33 protein-coding genes are annotated in these 15,308 nt (G+C 71.6%); 3 read left to right on the forward strand and 30 right to left on the reverse strand.

From position 1 onward, the window contains the following. Nucleotides 1-112 precede the first annotated feature (112 nt). From QMZ92_RS13215 to QMZ92_RS13250, 8 genes are all read right to left on the reverse strand, one after another. Entirely contained in the window at nt 113-247 is a 135-nt protein-coding gene (locus tag QMZ92_RS13215; RefSeq protein ID WP_283297558.1) for a hypothetical protein, read from the reverse strand. Between the two features lie 86 nt (nt 248-333). After that, nucleotides 334-519, reverse strand: a complete 186-nt coding sequence (locus QMZ92_RS13220; RefSeq protein ID WP_283297559.1) for a hypothetical protein — start codon at nt 517-519, stop codon at nt 334-336. Between the two features lie 44 nt (nt 520-563). Further along, nucleotides 564-1,184, reverse strand: a complete 621-nt coding sequence (locus tag QMZ92_RS13225; RefSeq protein WP_283297560.1) for a hypothetical protein — start codon at nt 1,182-1,184, stop codon at nt 564-566. Further along, nucleotides 1,181-1,690 carry a hypothetical protein gene (locus QMZ92_RS13230; protein WP_283297561.1) on the reverse strand — a complete coding sequence of 170 codons (510 nt, stop codon included), beginning with the start codon at nt 1,688-1,690 and terminating at the stop codon, nt 1,181-1,183. Before QMZ92_RS13230 ends, QMZ92_RS13225 begins: the two co-directional genes overlap by 4 nt. Then, complete coding sequence (locus QMZ92_RS13235; RefSeq protein WP_283297562.1) at nt 1,687-1,860, reverse strand: hypothetical protein; 174 nt, start codon at nt 1,858-1,860, stop codon at nt 1,687-1,689. Before QMZ92_RS13235 ends, QMZ92_RS13230 begins: the two co-directional genes overlap by 4 nt. Continuing rightward, the gene (locus tag QMZ92_RS13240; protein WP_283297563.1) at nt 1,860-2,708 is read right to left on the reverse strand and encodes a protein transporter Sec31; all 849 of its coding nucleotides are present in this window, start codon (nt 2,706-2,708) and stop codon (nt 1,860-1,862) included. Before QMZ92_RS13240 ends, QMZ92_RS13235 begins: the two co-directional genes overlap by 1 nt. 70 nt (nt 2,709-2,778) lie before the next feature. Next, entirely contained in the window at nt 2,779-2,931 is a 153-nt protein-coding gene (locus tag QMZ92_RS13245) for a hypothetical protein (RefSeq protein ID WP_283297564.1), read from the reverse strand. Beyond that, nucleotides 2,931-3,248: an LbetaH domain-containing protein gene (locus tag QMZ92_RS13250; RefSeq protein ID WP_283297565.1), complete on the reverse strand. Its 318-nt coding sequence runs from the start codon at nt 3,246-3,248 to the stop codon at nt 2,931-2,933. The genes QMZ92_RS13245 and QMZ92_RS13250 overlap by 1 nt, the downstream gene beginning before the upstream one ends. Before the next feature lie 143 nt (nt 3,249-3,391). Between QMZ92_RS13250 and QMZ92_RS13255 the strand changes: the two genes are divergently transcribed. After that, nucleotides 3,392-3,655, forward strand: a complete 264-nt coding sequence (locus QMZ92_RS13255; protein WP_283297566.1) for a hypothetical protein — start codon at nt 3,392-3,394, stop codon at nt 3,653-3,655. Nucleotides 3,656-3,848: 193 nt separating this feature from the next. On the opposite strand, the gene QMZ92_RS13260 is transcribed toward QMZ92_RS13255, so the two are convergent. The 21 genes from QMZ92_RS13260 to QMZ92_RS13360 form a co-directional block, all read right to left on the reverse strand. Next, nucleotides 3,849-4,601, reverse strand: coding sequence for a hypothetical protein (locus QMZ92_RS13260; RefSeq protein ID WP_283297567.1), 753 nt, complete (start codon nt 4,599-4,601; stop codon nt 3,849-3,851). A gap of 371 nt (nt 4,602-4,972) precedes the next feature. Further along, nucleotides 4,973-5,371, reverse strand: coding sequence for a hypothetical protein (locus QMZ92_RS13265; protein WP_283297568.1), 399 nt, complete (start codon nt 5,369-5,371; stop codon nt 4,973-4,975). Further along, nucleotides 5,364-5,618: a hypothetical protein gene (locus tag QMZ92_RS13270; RefSeq protein WP_283297569.1), complete on the reverse strand. Its 255-nt coding sequence runs from the start codon at nt 5,616-5,618 to the stop codon at nt 5,364-5,366. Before QMZ92_RS13270 ends, QMZ92_RS13265 begins: the two co-directional genes overlap by 8 nt. A 168-nt stretch (nt 5,619-5,786) precedes the next feature. Next, on the reverse strand, nt 5,787-6,047 hold the full coding sequence (locus QMZ92_RS13275; RefSeq protein ID WP_283297570.1) for a hypothetical protein: 261 nt from the start codon (nt 6,045-6,047) through the stop codon (nt 5,787-5,789). Nucleotides 6,048-6,094: 47 nt separating this feature from the next. Next, nucleotides 6,095-6,331, reverse strand: a complete 237-nt coding sequence (locus QMZ92_RS13280) for a hypothetical protein (RefSeq protein WP_283297571.1) — start codon at nt 6,329-6,331, stop codon at nt 6,095-6,097. Then, nucleotides 6,328-7,134, reverse strand: coding sequence for a hypothetical protein (locus tag QMZ92_RS13285; protein ID WP_283297572.1), 807 nt, complete (start codon nt 7,132-7,134; stop codon nt 6,328-6,330). Before QMZ92_RS13285 ends, QMZ92_RS13280 begins: the two co-directional genes overlap by 4 nt. A 92-nt stretch (nt 7,135-7,226) precedes the next feature. Further along, nucleotides 7,227-7,664, reverse strand: coding sequence for a hypothetical protein (locus QMZ92_RS13290; protein WP_283297573.1), 438 nt, complete (start codon nt 7,662-7,664; stop codon nt 7,227-7,229). Further along, nucleotides 7,664-7,849, reverse strand: coding sequence for a hypothetical protein (locus tag QMZ92_RS13295; protein ID WP_283297574.1), 186 nt, complete (start codon nt 7,847-7,849; stop codon nt 7,664-7,666). Before QMZ92_RS13295 ends, QMZ92_RS13290 begins: the two co-directional genes overlap by 1 nt. Then, nucleotides 7,842-8,084: a hypothetical protein gene (locus tag QMZ92_RS13300; protein WP_283297575.1), complete on the reverse strand. Its 243-nt coding sequence runs from the start codon at nt 8,082-8,084 to the stop codon at nt 7,842-7,844. The genes QMZ92_RS13295 and QMZ92_RS13300 overlap by 8 nt, the downstream gene beginning before the upstream one ends. Then, nucleotides 8,081-8,668: a WhiB family transcriptional regulator gene (locus QMZ92_RS13305; RefSeq protein ID WP_283297576.1), complete on the reverse strand. Its 588-nt coding sequence runs from the start codon at nt 8,666-8,668 to the stop codon at nt 8,081-8,083. The genes QMZ92_RS13300 and QMZ92_RS13305 overlap by 4 nt, the downstream gene beginning before the upstream one ends. After that, nucleotides 8,665-9,258 (reverse strand): RuvC family protein, encoded by a 594-nt coding sequence (locus QMZ92_RS13310; RefSeq protein WP_283297577.1) that lies wholly within the window; start codon nt 9,256-9,258, stop codon nt 8,665-8,667. Before QMZ92_RS13310 ends, QMZ92_RS13305 begins: the two co-directional genes overlap by 4 nt. Then, nucleotides 9,255-9,980 carry a 3'-5' exonuclease gene (locus tag QMZ92_RS13315; protein ID WP_283297578.1) on the reverse strand — a complete coding sequence of 242 codons (726 nt, stop codon included), beginning with the start codon at nt 9,978-9,980 and terminating at the stop codon, nt 9,255-9,257. The genes QMZ92_RS13310 and QMZ92_RS13315 overlap by 4 nt, the downstream gene beginning before the upstream one ends. Beyond that, on the reverse strand, nt 9,977-10,894 hold the full coding sequence (locus tag QMZ92_RS13320) for a hypothetical protein (protein ID WP_283297579.1): 918 nt from the start codon (nt 10,892-10,894) through the stop codon (nt 9,977-9,979). The genes QMZ92_RS13315 and QMZ92_RS13320 overlap by 4 nt, the downstream gene beginning before the upstream one ends. Next, nucleotides 10,891-11,775 carry a PD-(D/E)XK nuclease-like domain-containing protein gene (locus QMZ92_RS13325; RefSeq protein WP_283297580.1) on the reverse strand — a complete coding sequence of 295 codons (885 nt, stop codon included), beginning with the start codon at nt 11,773-11,775 and terminating at the stop codon, nt 10,891-10,893. Before QMZ92_RS13325 ends, QMZ92_RS13320 begins: the two co-directional genes overlap by 4 nt. Continuing rightward, nucleotides 11,772-12,026, reverse strand: coding sequence for a hypothetical protein (locus QMZ92_RS13330; protein WP_283297581.1), 255 nt, complete (start codon nt 12,024-12,026; stop codon nt 11,772-11,774). Before QMZ92_RS13330 ends, QMZ92_RS13325 begins: the two co-directional genes overlap by 4 nt. After that, nucleotides 12,026-12,265: a hypothetical protein gene (locus QMZ92_RS13335; RefSeq protein ID WP_283297582.1), complete on the reverse strand. Its 240-nt coding sequence runs from the start codon at nt 12,263-12,265 to the stop codon at nt 12,026-12,028. Before QMZ92_RS13335 ends, QMZ92_RS13330 begins: the two co-directional genes overlap by 1 nt. After that, nucleotides 12,265-12,648, reverse strand: coding sequence for a hypothetical protein (locus QMZ92_RS13340; protein WP_283297583.1), 384 nt, complete (start codon nt 12,646-12,648; stop codon nt 12,265-12,267). The genes QMZ92_RS13335 and QMZ92_RS13340 overlap by 1 nt, the downstream gene beginning before the upstream one ends. Next, nucleotides 12,645-12,830: a hypothetical protein gene (locus tag QMZ92_RS13345; protein ID WP_283297584.1), complete on the reverse strand. Its 186-nt coding sequence runs from the start codon at nt 12,828-12,830 to the stop codon at nt 12,645-12,647. The genes QMZ92_RS13340 and QMZ92_RS13345 overlap by 4 nt, the downstream gene beginning before the upstream one ends. Then, a complete protein-coding gene (locus QMZ92_RS13350) occupies nt 12,823-13,056 on the reverse strand; it encodes a hypothetical protein (protein ID WP_283297585.1) in 234 nt (77 codons plus the stop codon). Before QMZ92_RS13350 ends, QMZ92_RS13345 begins: the two co-directional genes overlap by 8 nt. Then, a complete protein-coding gene (locus tag QMZ92_RS13355) occupies nt 13,053-13,763 on the reverse strand; it encodes a hypothetical protein (RefSeq protein WP_283297586.1) in 711 nt (236 codons plus the stop codon). Before QMZ92_RS13355 ends, QMZ92_RS13350 begins: the two co-directional genes overlap by 4 nt. Beyond that, on the reverse strand, nt 13,760-14,047 hold the full coding sequence (locus tag QMZ92_RS13360; RefSeq protein ID WP_283297587.1) for a hypothetical protein: 288 nt from the start codon (nt 14,045-14,047) through the stop codon (nt 13,760-13,762). Before QMZ92_RS13360 ends, QMZ92_RS13355 begins: the two co-directional genes overlap by 4 nt. Before the next feature lie 105 nt (nt 14,048-14,152). Here QMZ92_RS13360 and QMZ92_RS13365 point away from each other — a divergent pair, with 105 nt between their 5' ends. Further along, a complete protein-coding gene (locus QMZ92_RS13365; RefSeq protein WP_283297588.1) occupies nt 14,153-14,278 on the forward strand; it encodes a hypothetical protein in 126 nt (41 codons plus the stop codon). Between the two features lie 41 nt (nt 14,279-14,319). Here the strand turns inward: QMZ92_RS13365 and QMZ92_RS13370 are convergent, their stop codons facing one another. After that, the gene (locus QMZ92_RS13370; RefSeq protein WP_283297589.1) at nt 14,320-14,622 is read right to left on the reverse strand and encodes a helix-turn-helix domain-containing protein; all 303 of its coding nucleotides are present in this window, start codon (nt 14,620-14,622) and stop codon (nt 14,320-14,322) included. A gap of 248 nt (nt 14,623-14,870) precedes the next feature. Between QMZ92_RS13370 and QMZ92_RS13375 the strand changes: the two genes are divergently transcribed. Next, nucleotides 14,871-15,272: an XRE family transcriptional regulator gene (locus QMZ92_RS13375; RefSeq protein WP_283297590.1), complete on the forward strand. Its 402-nt coding sequence runs from the start codon at nt 14,871-14,873 to the stop codon at nt 15,270-15,272. Nucleotides 15,273-15,308: the final 36 nt, after the last annotated feature.

The raw sequence follows: 15,308 nt of genomic DNA on the forward strand, positions 1-15,308 counted from the left end.
CGAAGGACGGCCCGACCGGTGCCCCGGACGCAGGTACCACCCGCGCATGGCCCCAGGCTGTCCCTCGGATCAATCACGCTACGCCGGGCCCCGCTCTAGCGGAACCCCTCGTTCAGCGGTTCTTCGGCGTACCGGGCACAGGCTTCTGCGGCGGCGGGTAGTGGCCGCCCCTGCTCGGCTGGTACACGGTCTCGTGCCCGCGGAGGCGGGGGTCGCCGGGCTTCGGGTCGGGCTGCTTGAGTGTCATGATGGGCGGTCCTGTCTCGTGTTCGGGATGGGGACCGGGGTGGCCGGGATGCCTGGCAGCGAGCGGCCGCCCCGGGGCCTGGTGGGTTAGCGCTCCTCGCCGTCGGCGTAGCCCTCCCACGGCTCGCCGTCGTCGTGCTCGGACGCGGCGTCCGCGGCGTTCCGTGCGTCGTCCTCGGCGTCGAGGCGGGCCTCATCGGCCTGCTCCATCTCGCGGAGCTCCTCGCCGGTGAACAGGTCGTCAGTGGACATGTCGTCGTATTCGTCGCTCACGTTGCTGCCTTTCTTTGGGTGGGCCGACGGCGCCCGTCGGTCGTTCAGCGGGCGCGCACCTCGTGTCGGCGGTGCGCCTCGTTCGGGTCGATGATCCGGGCCCCGGCCTGGCCGATGGGCTCCACACGCAACCCCTCTCGGGCCCCTTCTGTGGGCTCGTTGTTGGCGTTGGCGTTGGCGCCTGAACTGCACAAACAACGCCCGGAAGGGGTGCCCGAATCGGGGGAGAGGGGCGGCGGGATGTCCTTGTGGTGCACACCCGGCCCGTTCCCCGCGGGCGTACGGACGCCCGCCCGCACGCGCACCCCGGCCGCCTTCAACAGCCCCCGCACGGCCCTCGTGTCCGGCAGCCCGGCCGCCTTCTGGATCTGCGTGAGGAGCACCGACTCGCCGTCGGCGGCGGTCTCGTGGAGCGTCGCGAGGATGTCGACGGGCTCCGGCTGCTCCACCTCGGCAGCCGGCTCCCGGCGGCGGGCCGTCCACGCGCGGGCCCGCTGCACGCCGACGGTGCCGGCGGCGCCGATGAGGACGTACGCCGACTCGGGGGCGGCCCGGACGAGGGCGAACAGGCCCCCGCCGACGAGGGCGGCGGCGACGCACCCGCCTGCGAGGCGGCTCCCCTGCTCCTCCCCCGCGGGCTGCTCCGCGGGCGCGTCGGCGCTCACGCCAGCGCTCCGTACAGGGCCTGCCCTGCCCAGTTCACGGCCGTGGCGAGCGGCACTGCGGCGAGTCCGGCGATGCCCGCGGACGTGCCGAGGCAGATACCGCACCAGGCGCCCATCTTGAGGTCCCGGCCGTAGCGGCTGAACTTCACCGCGGTGACCACGCCCACGGTCATCAGCAACACGAGCGCGCCGCCGGTCTGCGTGAGTGGCAGGTATGTGCCGCGTGCGGCGGCCTGTCCGGCGGCGGTGCCGACACCCCAGACGAGGGCCGCGTCCCCCAGCCAGTTGGAGATCCACAGGGTGGTGTTGGCGGCCCATCCGATGAGGCCGCCGATGCCGAGGATGGTCACGGCGCCGTATGCCCATGCGGCGAGGAACGGCAGCAGGCCGCTGAGGTGGGGCAGGGGGTTGCCGCGGAGGGACTTCGCGCCGGGCCACCAGACGATGACGAAGCGCACGAGGATGGCGAGACCGACGGTGACCCCTCCGAGGGTGACAACGATCATGGGTGGCTCCAGAGGGCTGCGACGTATGCGATAGCGGCGGTGAGGATGGCGACGGTGCGCACCGCGGGGAGGACGTAGGCGGCGCGCTGGAGGGGCGGGGCGAGGGCGACGAGCGCGGCCCCGGCGAGGAGCGCGAGCATCCCGAGCCCGATCACGACGAGCGCGGCCATCAGCCGGCCATCCGGGCGAGTCGGATGTACCGGTCCACGGTGTCCGGGCGGGCGTTGGCGTCGGCCCGTGTGCGGACGTAGGCGAGGACCCGATCCGGTTCAGTGAGGCCGCTATCCACGGCGGTCCGGACCGCGTCCTTGATGGTCATGGGCGGGCCGGGGGGCTGCTCGTCGGGCTGGTCCGGATGGTCCGTGTCCTGTCCGGACTGGTCCGGATCGGCGTCCGGACCGGGTCCGAGGGCGGCACGCTCGGCGGCGATCAGCGCCTCGCTGCGCATGAGATCCCGACGGACGGGGATCATTGCGCGCTGTCCGTCCAGTGCGGCGCGTCGCTTCGCTACCCACTGCTGTGTGCGCGCGTCGAGCGGGCGGGCGTGCACGGACATGGCGATCGTCCATGCTCCCTTGGCGAGCGCGGAGACGAGCGCGCCCACGGCGCCGATGACCCATGCGGCGGTGACGTAGCCGTGCGCGCCGACGGCGCCCATGGCGACCGTGAGTGCCCAGTGGCCGGCGGTTCGGGCCTTCGCGGCGCGGGGCGGGTCGTAGCGGTGGAGCCACTCGACAGCCATGCACATGATCCATGCGGTGTCGAAGGCGACGGCGGCGCCGTACGCGGCAGCGGCGACGGTGACGCGGGCGAGGAGTTCGCCGATGCTGGCCGTTGACCAGACCACGGAGACCGTGACGAGGACGACCGCGCCGATGGTGACGCCTGTGCGTACGAGCTGGTCCCAGTCCCGGGGTGGGTTGGGGAGATCGACCTCGTACGGCACGTCGATGTACTCGGTGATGCCGTCGACGGTGTGCGGTTCGCGCCGGTGGCGGGTGACGGTGCGGGTCTTCACGTGCTCCTCCGGGAGCGATGAGGGGGCCGGGCCCCGGGGGGAGTGGTCGGGGCCCGGCCGGCTGGTGGTGTCAGCGGCCCTGTGCGAGGCGGGCGCGGACGTCGGCGGCGTCCTCGTAATCGGCGGCGCAGTTCTGCGGCGTGGCCGGTTCGGCGAGGATCCGGTTCGGCTGCGGCTGCGTGACCTCGGTGCGCGCCTCGGGGGCGTCGTGCTCGGGCGCCATCACAGCCCCCTCGCCGCGTCGCGGAGGCGGAGCGCGAACTCGCCGGCCGTCTCGCCCGGGCGGATCTCGGGGAGCACGGCGTAGGCGCGGAGCATGCCCTCTTCGATGACGAGGTCCGGGAGCGCGGGGTTCGCGGTCGCGTCAGCGGTTCCCTTGGTGAGCGCGTCGGCGAGGTCCTCGGGCGTGAGGACGAGGAACGGCTGGTCGTCCTCCAGGGCGCGGGCGGTGGCGAGGAGGATGCGGGCGCCGATGGTGGGCTCGGTGAGGATGCGCGCGAGTAATGCGTCCATGTCGGGTCGGTCGGTACGCTCAGGCACGGGCCTGCTCCTTTGATCGCTTCAGGGTGGGCCTGGCCCCGGCCATGTGGAGGTGCGAACTCCGGCCGGGGCCTTCGTTGTTGCCAGGATCAAAGTAGCGACCCTGTTGCCGTATGGCAACAAGGTCAGACAGGATGGTGCCCATGGCCGACGCCGAAGGAGGGCCGGACATGGTGTCATTCCGCGAGCTCGCGCGGAGACTCGTCGCTGAGGGGATCGTGGAGACGATCTCGCACCAGCGGCTGTCGAAGATCTCTCGGGAAGATCCGGAGTTCCCCCCGGTCGTCAAGGTGGGCCGGTCGAATGCCGTGGACTACCGGCTCGCTGCGCCGTACTTCCGCGGGCGGGTGACGCGCCCGGGGTGGCGTACAGACCTGAAGGGCAGGCCGCCGGCCGCCGACGAGTAGCCGCGCACGACAGAGCCCCCGGGACCGCATCGGCCCGGGGGCTCCGTGCGTTGCTACTCCTGGGGGTCTCGCGTGGGTAGGTCGATCTGTTCGCCGTTTGGTCCGCAGTGCCGCCACCAACCGGGGCGACCGGGGATCGCCACTGGCGGCCATCCCGGGGTGGCCGTCACCTCATACGACGAGGGCTCATCGATCACGCCGCGGTCACCGCCGTCCGGGACGCGATGATCCCGCGCTCCGTCCACAGCGCCCCGCACGCCTTGCACCGGGCGACGGGCTGCGCGCCGGCCCCGCCGTAGACCTCGATCGTCCCGCCGCACTGGCACGGGTGGACGCTGCTCAACTCGCGGCGCTGGTCGGCGAGGTCGAGCGCCGTCTCCATACGGCGCAGCGACCCGGCCGCCACGCTCGCGATGGTGCGGAGCTGCTCCTCGGCGAGCCGGCGGAACGGGCCCGGGGCGCCGACTACGCGGGCGTACAGCCACAGGGCGGTGTACGGGGCGTCGGGCCGGGAGCCGTGGCGCCACCGTCGCGGGTCGGCGGCGTCGTCCTGTGCGGCTTGTACGCGTCGGGCGTGGTCGGACCATGCGAGACGCTCGGCGCGGGTGTGGGCGACGGCTGCGCGACGCGGCGGCGGGGGCTGGATCGGGTTGCGCTGGACGTGGCCGGCGATGTGGTCGGCGCAGTCGGCGAGGGTGGCGCGGACGGTGTGCATGGTGTCGTAGATCGCGAGGTCCATGGGGATGGGGCGTTGCCCGATCTGTGCGGGGTCACGCTCGAGCGCGCGGAGGACTCGAGCTTCCTCGAGGTCGTACTCCTCGAGCGTGGCGAGGTAACCGCGGAGGCCCTTGCCGAAGCCGCCCACGACGGCGGGTGCGCCGAGGGCGTCGCGGAGGTCGGTCCACAGGGTGGCGATGGTGCGGAGGTGTGTGGCGGTGGTGGTCATCGTGTGCTCCGTGTGGCTGGGGCGGTACGGTGATCGCACCTGGGGGCGCGCCTGGCCTGGGGAGATCGTGGGCGCGCCCCTCGCTTATGTTCAGGCGGGCGGGTGCGCGTAGCGGTCGTGTTCCATCACGGCATGAACTGCTTGGTCCGGCGCGGACACCCACATCTGACCAACCCGAGAGCCCCGAAACTCACGCTGGGTGCAGCGCTCGCACTCGACTCGGAACGGGCGCCCTGCGGGGGCGGTGACGCCGCGTGCTTCTCGGCAGCAGGGCGCTTGGCAGGCTGCCGGGTCGTCCTGCTGTTGCGGATGCACTGTGAACCATGGAACGAGGTTGTTGCCGATCTTCCGTTTCACGGTGCGGGCCATGGTCACGTCTCCGTGGGCTCATCGAGGGCGGCGAGGATGCGCATGGCGTCCTTGTGGCGTAGGTCGTGGGCGGCGGCTACTACGCGTTCGAGGGCGGCCTCTGCCTGCTCGGCGCGGTGGAGCTGCTCGGCGTACCCGTTGGTGAGCTGCGTGAGGCGGTTGCTGTAGATGCCCGCGTCGCGCTCGGCTCGTTCGGCGCGCTCCACGGCGCGGGCGGGGAGCACTCGTCGGGCGCGGCGTGCGGACTGCCACGCCTGCCTGTAGCGCTGCGCCTTGCCCTGCCAGTGGCGCGCGCGGGCCTGTGCCCGGCGGTGCAGCCGTGCGGTGCGCTCCAGCTCGGCGTACAGGGCGTCGAGTGCGTCGCTGGTGACCGTGTCGACGGTGTGCCGGGTCTCAGGCACGGCGCTGCTCCTGCGGGTCGAGGGCGGGGAAGGCGTAGCGGAGGGCGTCCGCGGCGTCGTGGCGCCGGTACGCCCTGTCGAGTTCGTCGCGGAGCCGGTCACGGTCGGCGCGCAGGTATGCGATGAGGGCGGCCTGGCGGCGCTGCCGGCGGTCGTCGCGGAGGAGGATTACGGCGAGGATGGCGACGGCGAGGAGGAGTAGGCCGGGGTAGATGAGGCCGACGGCGCGGAGGGTGAGGTCGTTCATCGGTTTCTCCAGGGTTGGTCGGCCCAGTGGGCGAGGGGGAGGCCGGTGGTGATGGTGACGAGGGCGACGTATGCGAGGGCGAGGAGGAACGTCACGGGCTGCTCCGTGGGTGTGGGATGGTCGGTGGTGCGGCCCGCCCGACTGAGCCTCGGGCGGGCCGTCCGTACGTCACGGGGCGAAGTTGGGCGGGTGCGCGGCCCACGCCTGACGGCAGCCGCTGCGATGACAGCGAAGGTGTTCAGGCACTTGCTCGGGGATCCACGTCAGGCTGTCGTCGAGGACGGACCGGCCGCAGCGGGAAGCGGTGCCCTCACGGATCGGGTCGCCCGCCATGTGGACGACCTTGCGTGAACGGACGTTCGGCCGGCTGTACCAGGACGCGTCGCGCCCTGCGGCCCATGGCTGGAGTGTCGGGGCGGTCTCGGGCATCGGGGTCTCCTTGTGCGCGGGGCGGGCGGGATCCGGATGAGCGGCGGTCATGCGGCGTCTGCGTCTGTGTCGGTGGCTGGCGGGTCGGGGAGTGCGCGGAGGGGGCGTGGGTCGTGGTCGGAGTGCCAGCTGTTGAGGGCTTCGAGGAGGGTGCGGCGGTGTTCGAGTTGTTCCAGGGCTGTCCAGCGGCGTCCTGTGGGCTGCTCTGGGCGCCGTGCGGGTTGTGCGTCTCCGAAGGTGCCGGTGGGGATCTGTTCGGCCATGAGGCGCTCGTATGGGGTCATGACGCGGTCCTCTCGGGCTCCGGGGTGCAGTGGGCGTGGGTGGTGCGGCCGGGTCGGGGGACCATGCGTTCGTGGCAGCGGGCGCAGCGGGTGAAGTCACGCGGCGGGTCGGCGCTGTCGTGGTGGTCTTGTTCTTGGGCGGAGTCGATCTCTTGGACTGCCGCGGCCCCCACTACCTGAGGTTTGAAGACCACCCCGGCTCCGTCATGGGAAGACTCATGGGTAGTACCTGGGTTGTTCGGGCCGCGGTGGCCCGAACCATTGGGGCCGCGGTGGCCCGAACCCATACGGGCCGCGGTGGCCCGAACTTCCTCCCCGTCTTCCACTGGAAGTTTGGGCCGCGGTGGCCTGATCTGGTTCGGGCCGCGGTGGCCCGAACTCTCTTCGGCCGGCTGCCATGGCGCGGCCCCTCTCCCTGGCTGCCGACGGGTGTCACTGAGGACCTTCTCCGCGGCTCCCCAGTCCGGCATGGGCGTGACCATGAGCGTGTAGAGCGTCGGCTTGCCGCGGCGTCGCTCGCCCTTCACCGCGACGACCCCGGCCGCGATTGCAGCGTCTAGGTACCGACGCGCGTCCTTCTCCCGGACTGCGGCGGCCTTGGCGATGTCCTGGATACGGATGGGCTTGTCGGGGAAGCGGAGTTCTCCGTTGGCGTTGGCCATGGCGCGCAGGGCGTAGAGCAGGGTGAGGAACCCGCGGCGCAGGGCCGTGGGCATCTCGCGTGACCAGCGCCAGGCGAGGGCGTTGCCGTACGCGTGCGGCACGCTTCCGCTGGCGCGGGTGGCCTGCTCGTCAGTGCTCAAGGGTGTGTCTCCGTCGCGTCCGTGCTGGTGCGGGGTCGTCGTCCGGGGCGGGGCTCAAGGCCGGCCGCCCCGGACGGTGCTGCGGGGAGGGGTCAGCGCACGAACTCGGCGCGGCGCCGTTCTTCCTTCGCGCGCTCGCGCGCCTCGTACTCCGCCTCCGTCGGGTAGGCGGCGAACGCGTCGTCGAGGACGCCTCCGCCGTCGCGGGGGCCGGGGCCGACCTCGTCGAGGGTTCCGTCGACCTTCCGTGCCCTCCACATGGCGCGTTTGGCCTCCAGCAGCGCGGCGGCCTCGTCGTCGGTGCGGGCGACTTCGCAGCCGGTGACGCGGACTTTGACCTGGGGGTCCTTGTCCTCGCCTTCGGCGTGGCCGGTGTAGGTCTTGGAGGTGAGCTCGACGATCGCGACGACGGTGGTGCCGGGCTTCTCGAACAGGCCGCGGCGCTGGTCGCGTGTGAGGGAGGCTTCGACGGCGGCGGCCGCGGAGTCGAGCTTGACCTCTGGGGCCTGGTGGGGTGCAAGTCTGGGCATTACGTGGGCTCCTTCGTGGGTGTGATGAGGTGGGCGAACAGGGCTCGGTCGAGGCGGTCGGCGAGCCGAGCGCGTCGGCGGGCGGCGGTCTCGGTGGTGGGTGGGGTGCCGCGGAGGGCTTCGATGAGGTCGGCGGCGGCGGTGAGGTCGCGGAGTTCGATCGAGACGGCTGGTGGGTTAGTCATGGAGTCGTCCGCTCTGCTGGTAGGCGTCGGCTGCTTCGGCCGCCTGGACGGCAAGGGCCTTTTCGGCGCAGACCTTGTGCGCGGGGCTGCGTTTGGAGTCGCGGAGGTGGGTGGGGAATCCGCAGTACCGGCACGGCTTCTCGTGCTGGGACCAGTGGGAGGAGTCGCGCCAGTCGAGGAGCCCGGTAGGCGGCGGCGGGGGTGGGGCTCGGCGTCGGCCGCGGCGGGCGGTCATACGGCGGTTGCCTGTCTGGCTGCCTTGCGCATGCCGGTGTCGGCGAGGTGGTCGAAGGCCACACAGCCGGGCATGCCGCACGTGGTGCGGACCATGCCGTCCGGTTTCCGCCCGTGGGCGAGGATGAACGCGAGCCGTGCCGGGGTGTACACGTGCCCGGCGATGGTCAGCACGCTGGTGACGACGGTCCAGCGGACGTGTCCGTCGTCGAGTTCCTCGGTGCGCATGGCGTACGCCTCGCCGAGGGGGTCGTCCTCACGGTGGAGGCGCTCGACGAACGCCGTGGCGGCGTCAGGAAGGCTCTGGCCGGTGCGGTCCATACGTTCGGAGATCCGGCGCCGCTGGCCGTGGGTGGCGCCGCCGAAGATGCCCCACCGGGCGCTGGCGCGCTCGGCGTTCATGGCATCGATGAGGCAGCGGGCGGCGACGGGGCACCGGCGGCAGATGGCCTTGGCGGTTTCGACCGTGCGCCGGTTGACGGTGTCGACGAAGAACACTTCCGGGTCGGTGCCGGCCTCGCGGCAGGCCGCGTTCTGGCGCCAGGCGCCGGGGCGTTCGAGGGTGTCGGGGGCGCGGCCGGTCATCGGGCCACCGCCACGGGCATCGTCGGCCACGCGCACCCGGCGAGGGCCTTCGCGCTCCGCTCCGGCACCGCGGCGAGCGGATACCCGAGCCACGCCATCCCGGCGGCCATCGCCACGTACGCGTCAGCCTCGTCGTAGCGGGCGGCGCCCTCGGTGTGGACGCCGTACCGGTCGGCGACCGCGGACCGCACTTCGCCCTTCGTGGCGTTGCCGCGGCCGGACGCGTACAGCTTCAGCGTGGACGGCGGGATCACGGCGTACGGGATGGACTGCCGGTAGCAGAACTGGCGGACCAGGACGCGGAGCCCGGCGAGGTCCTCGTGGCCGGCGAGCGCGGCGTGACCGTACGACGGGCCTTCCATCACGACCAGATCGGCCGCCTTCACGAAGGAGGCGATTTGGCCGGTCAGGTGGCGGAGCCGCTCGTCTCCGCGCAGCTTGGTGCGGATCCGGTCGGTCCAGCCCTCGCCCGCGACTCCGGTGGACGTGAGCGACAGGTCCAGGCCGATGACGAGGGGGCGGGTGGTGCCCCCCGCGGCCGGGCGGGCGGTCAGCCCGGGCGCGGGGGTGTCGAGGGCGAGCTGCGTCATGACGCGTCCTCTCGCTGGTGCGGTACGAGGGGCCACTCCTCGCGGACGCCGTCGGCCCACGCTTCCTTGCCGGGCGTCCGGCGGAAGTACGCGGCGAGCGACCGGCCCTGAGCGGCGGCCCACTCGATCTGCTGCGCGTGCAGCTGGGCGAGCGGCGTCTCCCGGATCCGGGCCGTGGTGTCGGCGATCCGCCACACCACCCGGCACGCGGCGATCGCGTCGGCGTCCGAGGAGTGCGCACCGTCCAAGCGCACTTCGTAGTGCCGGCACAGGTCGGCGAGCGTCCGGCCGCCCTTGCGGCGGCTGATCTGCTTGTCGATGACGCGCGGGTCCAGCACGATCAGGCCCTCGTTCACCATGTCGGTGAGCGGCAGGACGCCGTGCCGGCGGGCCTCGCGGTCCAACAGGGTCAGGTCGTAGGAGGCGTTCATGATGACGACCGGGATGCCGGCTTCCACGGTGTCCACGAGCATCGCGGTCACCTGCTCGATGACCTCCGGCGCGGGCCGGCCCTCGGCGCGGGCCTGCTCGGTGGTGATGCCGTGCACGGCCGCGGCCTGCTCGGGGATGTCGATGCCCGGGTCCGCGAGCCACGTCGCGGACTGGGTGGGCTGGCCGCCGCCGCACTGGACCACGCAGGCGGTGACGATGCGGTCCTCTTCGACGTCGACTCCGGTGGTCTCCAGGTCGAACCCGGCGAGGCGTCCGGTGTGCCAGCTCACGAGCGGGCCCCCGATCCGGGCTGTGCGGCCTCCGGCCACTCCGCGGTGCCGCTCTCGCCCGCCTTGCTGGGCGGCTGCTGCTGGGGCCGCTCGCCGGCCTGCTGCCGGATCTCCCCGACGGTCACCCGCTGCTGCGGGAACTCCTCCTCGATCGTTACCTCACCGCGGCGGATGGACTCCGAGATGATCTGGAGCTGTCCGAGGTCGAGGTTCGTCCACTTCCCGGACGCGCGTCCCGATCGGTTCTCCTCCAGCTGCTCGACAGTGACGCCGAGTCCCTCGAAGTGGGCGATGCAGTCGGCGACGCGCTGGGCGAGCGGCTTGTCTCCCTGCCCCTTCTCCAGCGTGTTCGTGGCGATCGTCTTTGCCTGCTCACGGAACCAGTCCGGGAGGACGGAGAAGATCATCTCCCTGAGCCTGCGGGCGCCGTTGTTGCTGTTGTTCTCGTAGACGTCCCGCGGGTCCTCAAGCCGGCTGCTGCCGTAGTCCTTGGACCACCGCGAGTGCGGAACGATGAAGGTGGTGGAAGCGCGCTCGTTGGTTTCGAGGTCCCAGGCCCACGCCTGCATCTCGGACTCGCCGTTGGCGTCGTCGCGGCGCAGCTCGTGCACGCCGTAGTGGATGTTCGTCCAGCAGCGGGCCAGTTCCTTGGCGAACTGAATCGTCTCGCCGGACACGGTGCTTCCAGCGCGGGGGAACCGGAAGAAGGACCGGACGGCGAGGGTGTGCTGGGAGAAGCCGGTGCGCATCTTCTGGATGGCCAGCGCCTCGTTCCGGGGGAACTGGCGGGCCACGATGACGGCGGCCTGCACTTCCGCGACGGCACGGGACTGCTCAACCGCCGTGCCCTGCCCGATGAACGACGGGGCCGGCGCGGGGACGGGGGCGTACTGCTGCTCGGCGGGGTAGTTCACAGGTACTCCTGGGTGTCGCGGATCTCGGCCCACGCGGGCAGGGAGAGGTAGGCGATTTCGTCGCTGTAGCCGGGCCAGTAGCCGGAGGCGGTGCACTCGGCGAAGAGCTCCAGCGCGCGACGGTTGCGGGCGGCGCCGATACGTCGGGCGGTGGCGTCCATCTCCACGACGGTCACGACGTACGGCGCGGTCTTCTCCTGGCAGACGAAGACGAACGCGGCGTGCTCGTCAGCGAGTCCGAGAGCCTTCGCGCCGGACCGGTACCAGTCGTCTTGCTGGTGGTAGCCGAAGTCATCCACGGCCTTCGCGAGCTGCTCGGGGTTCGCGGAGCGGCACGTCTTGTAGTCGGGGATGATCAGGCGACCCGCCCGGGGCTCGGGTAGCCAGTCCAGGCGGGCCCGTCGCATGACGCCCGTGCGGTCGTCGCGCCAGAAGAGCGACTGTTCCGGGGTGCCACGCTCGGGGTCGAACAGCAGCGAGGCCACCGGGTGCCGGCGCAACGCGTCGGCCATGGCGTGGACCTGCTCGTACTCGCTGGGCTTGAGCGGGATGTTTCCGGCGGCGCGGACGGCGGCGACGTCGGCCTTTACGGCGTTCGTCCGCCACTCCTCCGCGTCGATCTGCACGAGGTCGGGCCCGTTGCCGAGCACGAGCTTGTGCGCGGCGTTGCCAAGGTCGAACACCTTTTTCGGCGGCTGCGGGTGGTCCTGCTCGTACCGGAACAGCGCCGGGCAGGAAGGGAGCAGCAGCTTGCGGGCGCCGCTGGAGGAGAGGGAGCCGCGGTCGGCGTGGTACTCCTCGTTGGTCATCTGGTAGATGCCGGGCTCCGTGATGGAGCCGGCGGCCGGGGCAGTGGCCCCGGCCTGCACGGTCGTCGTCATCGGGCCTCACCGCCCACGTATCGGGCGCGGACGAGGGTGCCCTCGTCTACGTTCCGGATCTCCGACTCGAAGGCCCCCGCCGGCTTGTAGCCCGCGACCTCCCGGCCGCCGGTGCGGATGCAGCGGGCGATGCCCACGGCCGTGTACCGGGTGCGGTAGGTGTGGACGTCGCTCCACTGGCCGGGGTTGGCCCGGAGGTTGGCGGCGATCTGCTGGTGGTTGGCCATCGGCCGTCGTGCGCGTCGGGCCATCACGCTGCCGCCTTTCCGGTGTTCGGGGTGTACGCGCGGCGGCCGGTCGTCTGGTCGTGCCAGACGGTCAGCTCGCCTCGCGAGGCAAGGGCCTTCAGGTCCTTGCGGGCGGTGTTGCGGCCGGACGTCGGCCACGGCGAGTGACGCAGCACGGATTCGGCGCGGAGGGTCGTCCAGAGACCAGCTCGGGTGCGGATCTCGGCGAGGAGCCAGCCTCGGCGGGTGATCAGCTCGGGCATCAGACGGTCCCCCCGAGCTGCCCGAGGGCGTCGCAGCCGCCGCATTCGACGTTGAACGACGTGCCGTGCATGCACCGGTCGCGCTCGTGACGCGGAGTGGACTCGCCCTCGCGGGTGTCCTTCTCCTGCCGGTCCCCGTTCAACAGCGCCGCCAGATAGGCCGCCATGGGGTACGAGTCGCACTCGATGGCCGGGAGCGGGCAGCAGGAGTAGACGCTGTCGTCGTCCGGGTCGTGGTCCTCGTCGGGGCACACCGGGGCGATGCCGGTGGGCTCCTCGCTGCCGTCGGTGCTGAAGCAGGTGCGCCACTCGGGCTGCGGCTCGCCGTTCAGCGTGCGGAGCAGCTCGCGGGCGACCGTGCGGGTGGTGGTCAGGTCGCTCATGACGCCCTCCGGTCCCGCTGCCCGGGCAGCGGGTGCTCCGCCAGGTGCTCCCGCGTCGCCCGCATCGTCGGGTGCGTGATCGGCGCCGGACGGAACCGCGCGTAGCTGCCGAACCCGTCCTCCGCGGCGGCCTGCTCAGCCGCGTCCGGGCCCTCGTACTCGTCGTCGAAGTGGTCACTCATCGGCGTCTCCGTCGTCGTGGCGGTCGTCAACGTTCCGGCACAGCCAGCCGCACCACGTCGTCCCCGCCGGGATCGGACGCTCACAGCCGAGACAGGTGGTCATGGGCCGCAGCACGGCCGGCGCCTCCGCCGCCGCGGCGACGTGATGGGCGGTGTCGTCGATGCCGAGCACGGCGAAGGCCACGAGCGTGGCGAGCGCCAGATAGGAGAGGAGGTCGAGAATCACGACCGCGCCTCCGTCTCCGGGAGGTCGTGCGGCACCGGGTGCGGGCCACGAGCCAACGGCGACTCGTGCGGGTCCTCCCACCCACGCCGCTGACCAGCGAGCAGCGCCCGCATCTTCCGCACCGACTCCTCACGACGCAGGTCCAGCGCGTTCGCGGCCTCCGTCGGCACCAGCCGAATCGGGTCCTCGTCGGCCGTCCGCGTCGCCCCGTCACCGGCAGCGGCCTCCAGCTCGGCAACGCGGGCTCGGAGACGGTCGATCTCGGCGCGGTCGTCGTCGCGGTGCGTCCGGAGGACCGCCTCCAGCTCCGCGGTGCGCTGCTCGGCTCGGATCAACCGACGGCCGTGCACGCGGGCGGACTCCAACTGCTTTCGCAGCTCGTCGCGCTCCATTTGCATGGCGAGGGTCGCCACGACGGACTCCTGAAGCGCTTCCTGCAACTCGCGGGCCCGGGCGGCGTACCGGTCGGCGGCGCTCCCCACGGACCGAGCCCGGGTGCGGGCCATGCCCCATGCGATGTGCAGGCGGCTAGCGCGGGACTGGAGCTCGCGCGTCTCCTCCGCGGTCTCCGGGGACTGGAGCAGCTGCGCGGAACCGAGCGCGAACACGATCGTGGACACCAGGTCATACGAGGCGTCACGCGACAGGAGCGCCGCGTTCGCGGTCTTCAACGCCAGACGCTCAGCAGGGGTCGGGGAGTTCGTCACGACGCACCGTCCTCGGCGTCCAGCGACGCCAGCAGGCCGCGGACCTCCATGCCGAACGCCACAGCCGCCTGGATCATCAGCGACGGGTCGTGGATGCTCGCGCCCTCGTACTTCGCCAGGGCCTTCCGCGCCGTTTCACGGGCGGACTCAAGCGGCGCCGCGTACGCGGAGGCGCGGTGGATGTAGTCGCTCAGCGGGTCGCGGACCGGTTCCGGGGCCGGGGCGGTCACGGCGACCGTGCGCCGGTCCCTGGTGGGGATGTTCGTCGGTACAGTGATGCTCACGGGAGCCTCATTTCTCGATTGGTGAGGTGATCCGTCAGGGGCCCTCGGACCTGGCCGTCCGGGCGGCCCCGATTGCGTTTGGAGTCAGGCGGCTGGCCGCGCCTGATGCCCGGACGTGGGCTGGGCGCGGGCCGAGTCGAATACCGCTCGAAGCTGTGCGCGCTGCTCGGGCCGGAGCGGTGGGGCAGCGTCAACCAGGCGGCGCAGCGCAGCGAGTGCCTGGGGCCCTAGGCGGCGTTCTGCCGCCGACCGGCTGAACGGCTCTGCGGCGTTCACAGGGCGACTACCGGTGTGGGGCGGTCGAGGTGCGCGGCAGCGCGTTCTGCCGGCAGCCACAAGATGAGGACATCGACACCGATTGCTGCCGAGATCCGGTGTGCTGTGTTGGCGGAAACCGCCTCCTGCTCACGGGTGAGCAAGTTGCCGACGGTGCCGTGTGGGATTCCGGCCAAAGCCGCGAGCTCTCGCACGCTGACGGGTGCACCGGTGCCAGTGCGGCGCATCAGGGTTCGGAGAAGGTCGGCGCTGACCAGGCGGTATAGCGGGACAGGGTGATTCATGTCCACCTCGTGCAACGATCCATTGCATCACTTGGATGCAATGAGCATTGCATAGCTTGGACGTATCGTCCAGATGCTTGGATGGAGTGTGGGAATTTGGCCAAAGCTGCCGCGCGCCCTAGCGGCCGCCATTGCGCTACATGGACACTCTGTCCAGCGCGCGGGATGGCAGACTCGCGTTACCAGGGTGGATCAACCTCGTGTCACCCTGGCCACATGGACACCCCACGGCCCATGACACACACGGAGTGAGGATGGCCCTCATGGCGACTGAGCAGGGCGCCTCCACGCCCGGCGCACGACACCAGCTCGGAGACCTCGTACTAAAGCGAAAAGGGGAACTCCGCCTCAGCTACGAGAAGCTGGCGGATCGCTGCGTCGACCCCACAAGCGGGGAGAAGGCCGTCAAGTCGAGCTGGCTGCACCGCATCGCCACCCGCCTCCCCGTCCAGGCCCCGGATGTAGGCCAGCTCCGCGGTATGGCCGCTGGCCTGGAGGTTCCATTGCATACCGTCCAGGACGCTGCCGCTGCGCAGTTCTTCGGCATGGATTCGGTGTACAGCCGTGATCGAAAAGTTCGGGCGACGGTTCCCGGCTTCGAGGACCTGTCGCCCGAAGACCAGCGCAAGGTGATGGAGCTGGTGGAGCGGTTCCAGCGGGGCTGAACTTCGACCGAAAGCTGACGGCTCGTAACTTTCGGT

It is taken from the genome of Streptomyces sp. HNM0645 (assembly GCF_030056615.1).
In the GTDB taxonomy this organism is placed as follows: domain Bacteria; phylum Actinomycetota; class Actinomycetes; order Streptomycetales; family Streptomycetaceae; genus Streptomyces; species Streptomyces marianii.

Coding starts and splice junctions, on each gene's coding strand:
- QMZ92_RS13295 (WP_283297574.1), bottom strand. CDS start 7,849: ATGACTAACCCACCAGCCGTCTCGATCGAACTCCGCGACCTCACCGCC.
- QMZ92_RS13335 (WP_283297582.1), bottom strand. CDS start 12,265: ATGCCCGAGCTGATCACCCGCCGAGGCTGGCTCCTCGCCGAGATCCGC.
- QMZ92_RS13215 (WP_283297558.1), bottom strand. CDS start 247: ATGACACTCAAGCAGCCCGACCCGAAGCCCGGCGACCCCCGCCTCCGC.
- QMZ92_RS13235 (WP_283297562.1), bottom strand. CDS start 1,860: ATGGCCGCGCTCGTCGTGATCGGGCTCGGGATGCTCGCGCTCCTCGCC.
- QMZ92_RS13260 (WP_283297567.1), bottom strand. CDS start 4,601: ATGACCACCACCGCCACACACCTCCGCACCATCGCCACCCTGTGGACC.
- QMZ92_RS13340 (WP_283297583.1), bottom strand. CDS start 12,648: ATGAGCGACCTGACCACCACCCGCACGGTCGCCCGCGAGCTGCTCCGC.
- QMZ92_RS13330 (WP_283297581.1), bottom strand. CDS start 12,026: ATGGCCCGACGCGCACGACGGCCGATGGCCAACCACCAGCAGATCGCC.
- QMZ92_RS13310 (WP_283297577.1), bottom strand. CDS start 9,258: ATGACGCAGCTCGCCCTCGACACCCCCGCGCCCGGGCTGACCGCCCGC.
- QMZ92_RS13255 (WP_283297566.1), top strand. CDS start 3,392: ATGGCCGACGCCGAAGGAGGGCCGGACATGGTGTCATTCCGCGAGCTC.
- QMZ92_RS13305 (WP_283297576.1), bottom strand. CDS start 8,668: ATGACCGGCCGCGCCCCCGACACCCTCGAACGCCCCGGCGCCTGGCGC.
- QMZ92_RS13365 (WP_283297588.1), top strand. CDS start 14,153: ATGCCCGGACGTGGGCTGGGCGCGGGCCGAGTCGAATACCGCTCGAAG.
- QMZ92_RS13280 (WP_283297571.1), bottom strand. CDS start 6,331: ATGACCCCATACGAGCGCCTCATGGCCGAACAGATCCCCACCGGCACC.
- QMZ92_RS13290 (WP_283297573.1), bottom strand. CDS start 7,664: ATGCCCAGACTTGCACCCCACCAGGCCCCAGAGGTCAAGCTCGACTCC.
- QMZ92_RS13325 (WP_283297580.1), bottom strand. CDS start 11,775: ATGACGACGACCGTGCAGGCCGGGGCCACTGCCCCGGCCGCCGGCTCC.
- QMZ92_RS13230 (WP_283297561.1), bottom strand. CDS start 1,690: ATGATCGTTGTCACCCTCGGAGGGGTCACCGTCGGTCTCGCCATCCTC.
- QMZ92_RS13300 (WP_283297575.1), bottom strand. CDS start 8,084: ATGACCGCCCGCCGCGGCCGACGCCGAGCCCCACCCCCGCCGCCGCCT.
- QMZ92_RS13270 (WP_283297569.1), bottom strand. CDS start 5,618: ATGAACGACCTCACCCTCCGCGCCGTCGGCCTCATCTACCCCGGCCTA.
- QMZ92_RS13345 (WP_283297584.1), bottom strand. CDS start 12,830: ATGAGTGACCACTTCGACGACGAGTACGAGGGCCCGGACGCGGCTGAG.
- QMZ92_RS13245 (WP_283297564.1), bottom strand. CDS start 2,931: ATGGCGCCCGAGCACGACGCCCCCGAGGCGCGCACCGAGGTCACGCAG.
- QMZ92_RS13375 (WP_283297590.1), top strand. CDS start 14,871: ATGGCGACTGAGCAGGGCGCCTCCACGCCCGGCGCACGACACCAGCTC.
- QMZ92_RS13275 (WP_283297570.1), bottom strand. CDS start 6,047: ATGCCCGAGACCGCCCCGACACTCCAGCCATGGGCCGCAGGGCGCGAC.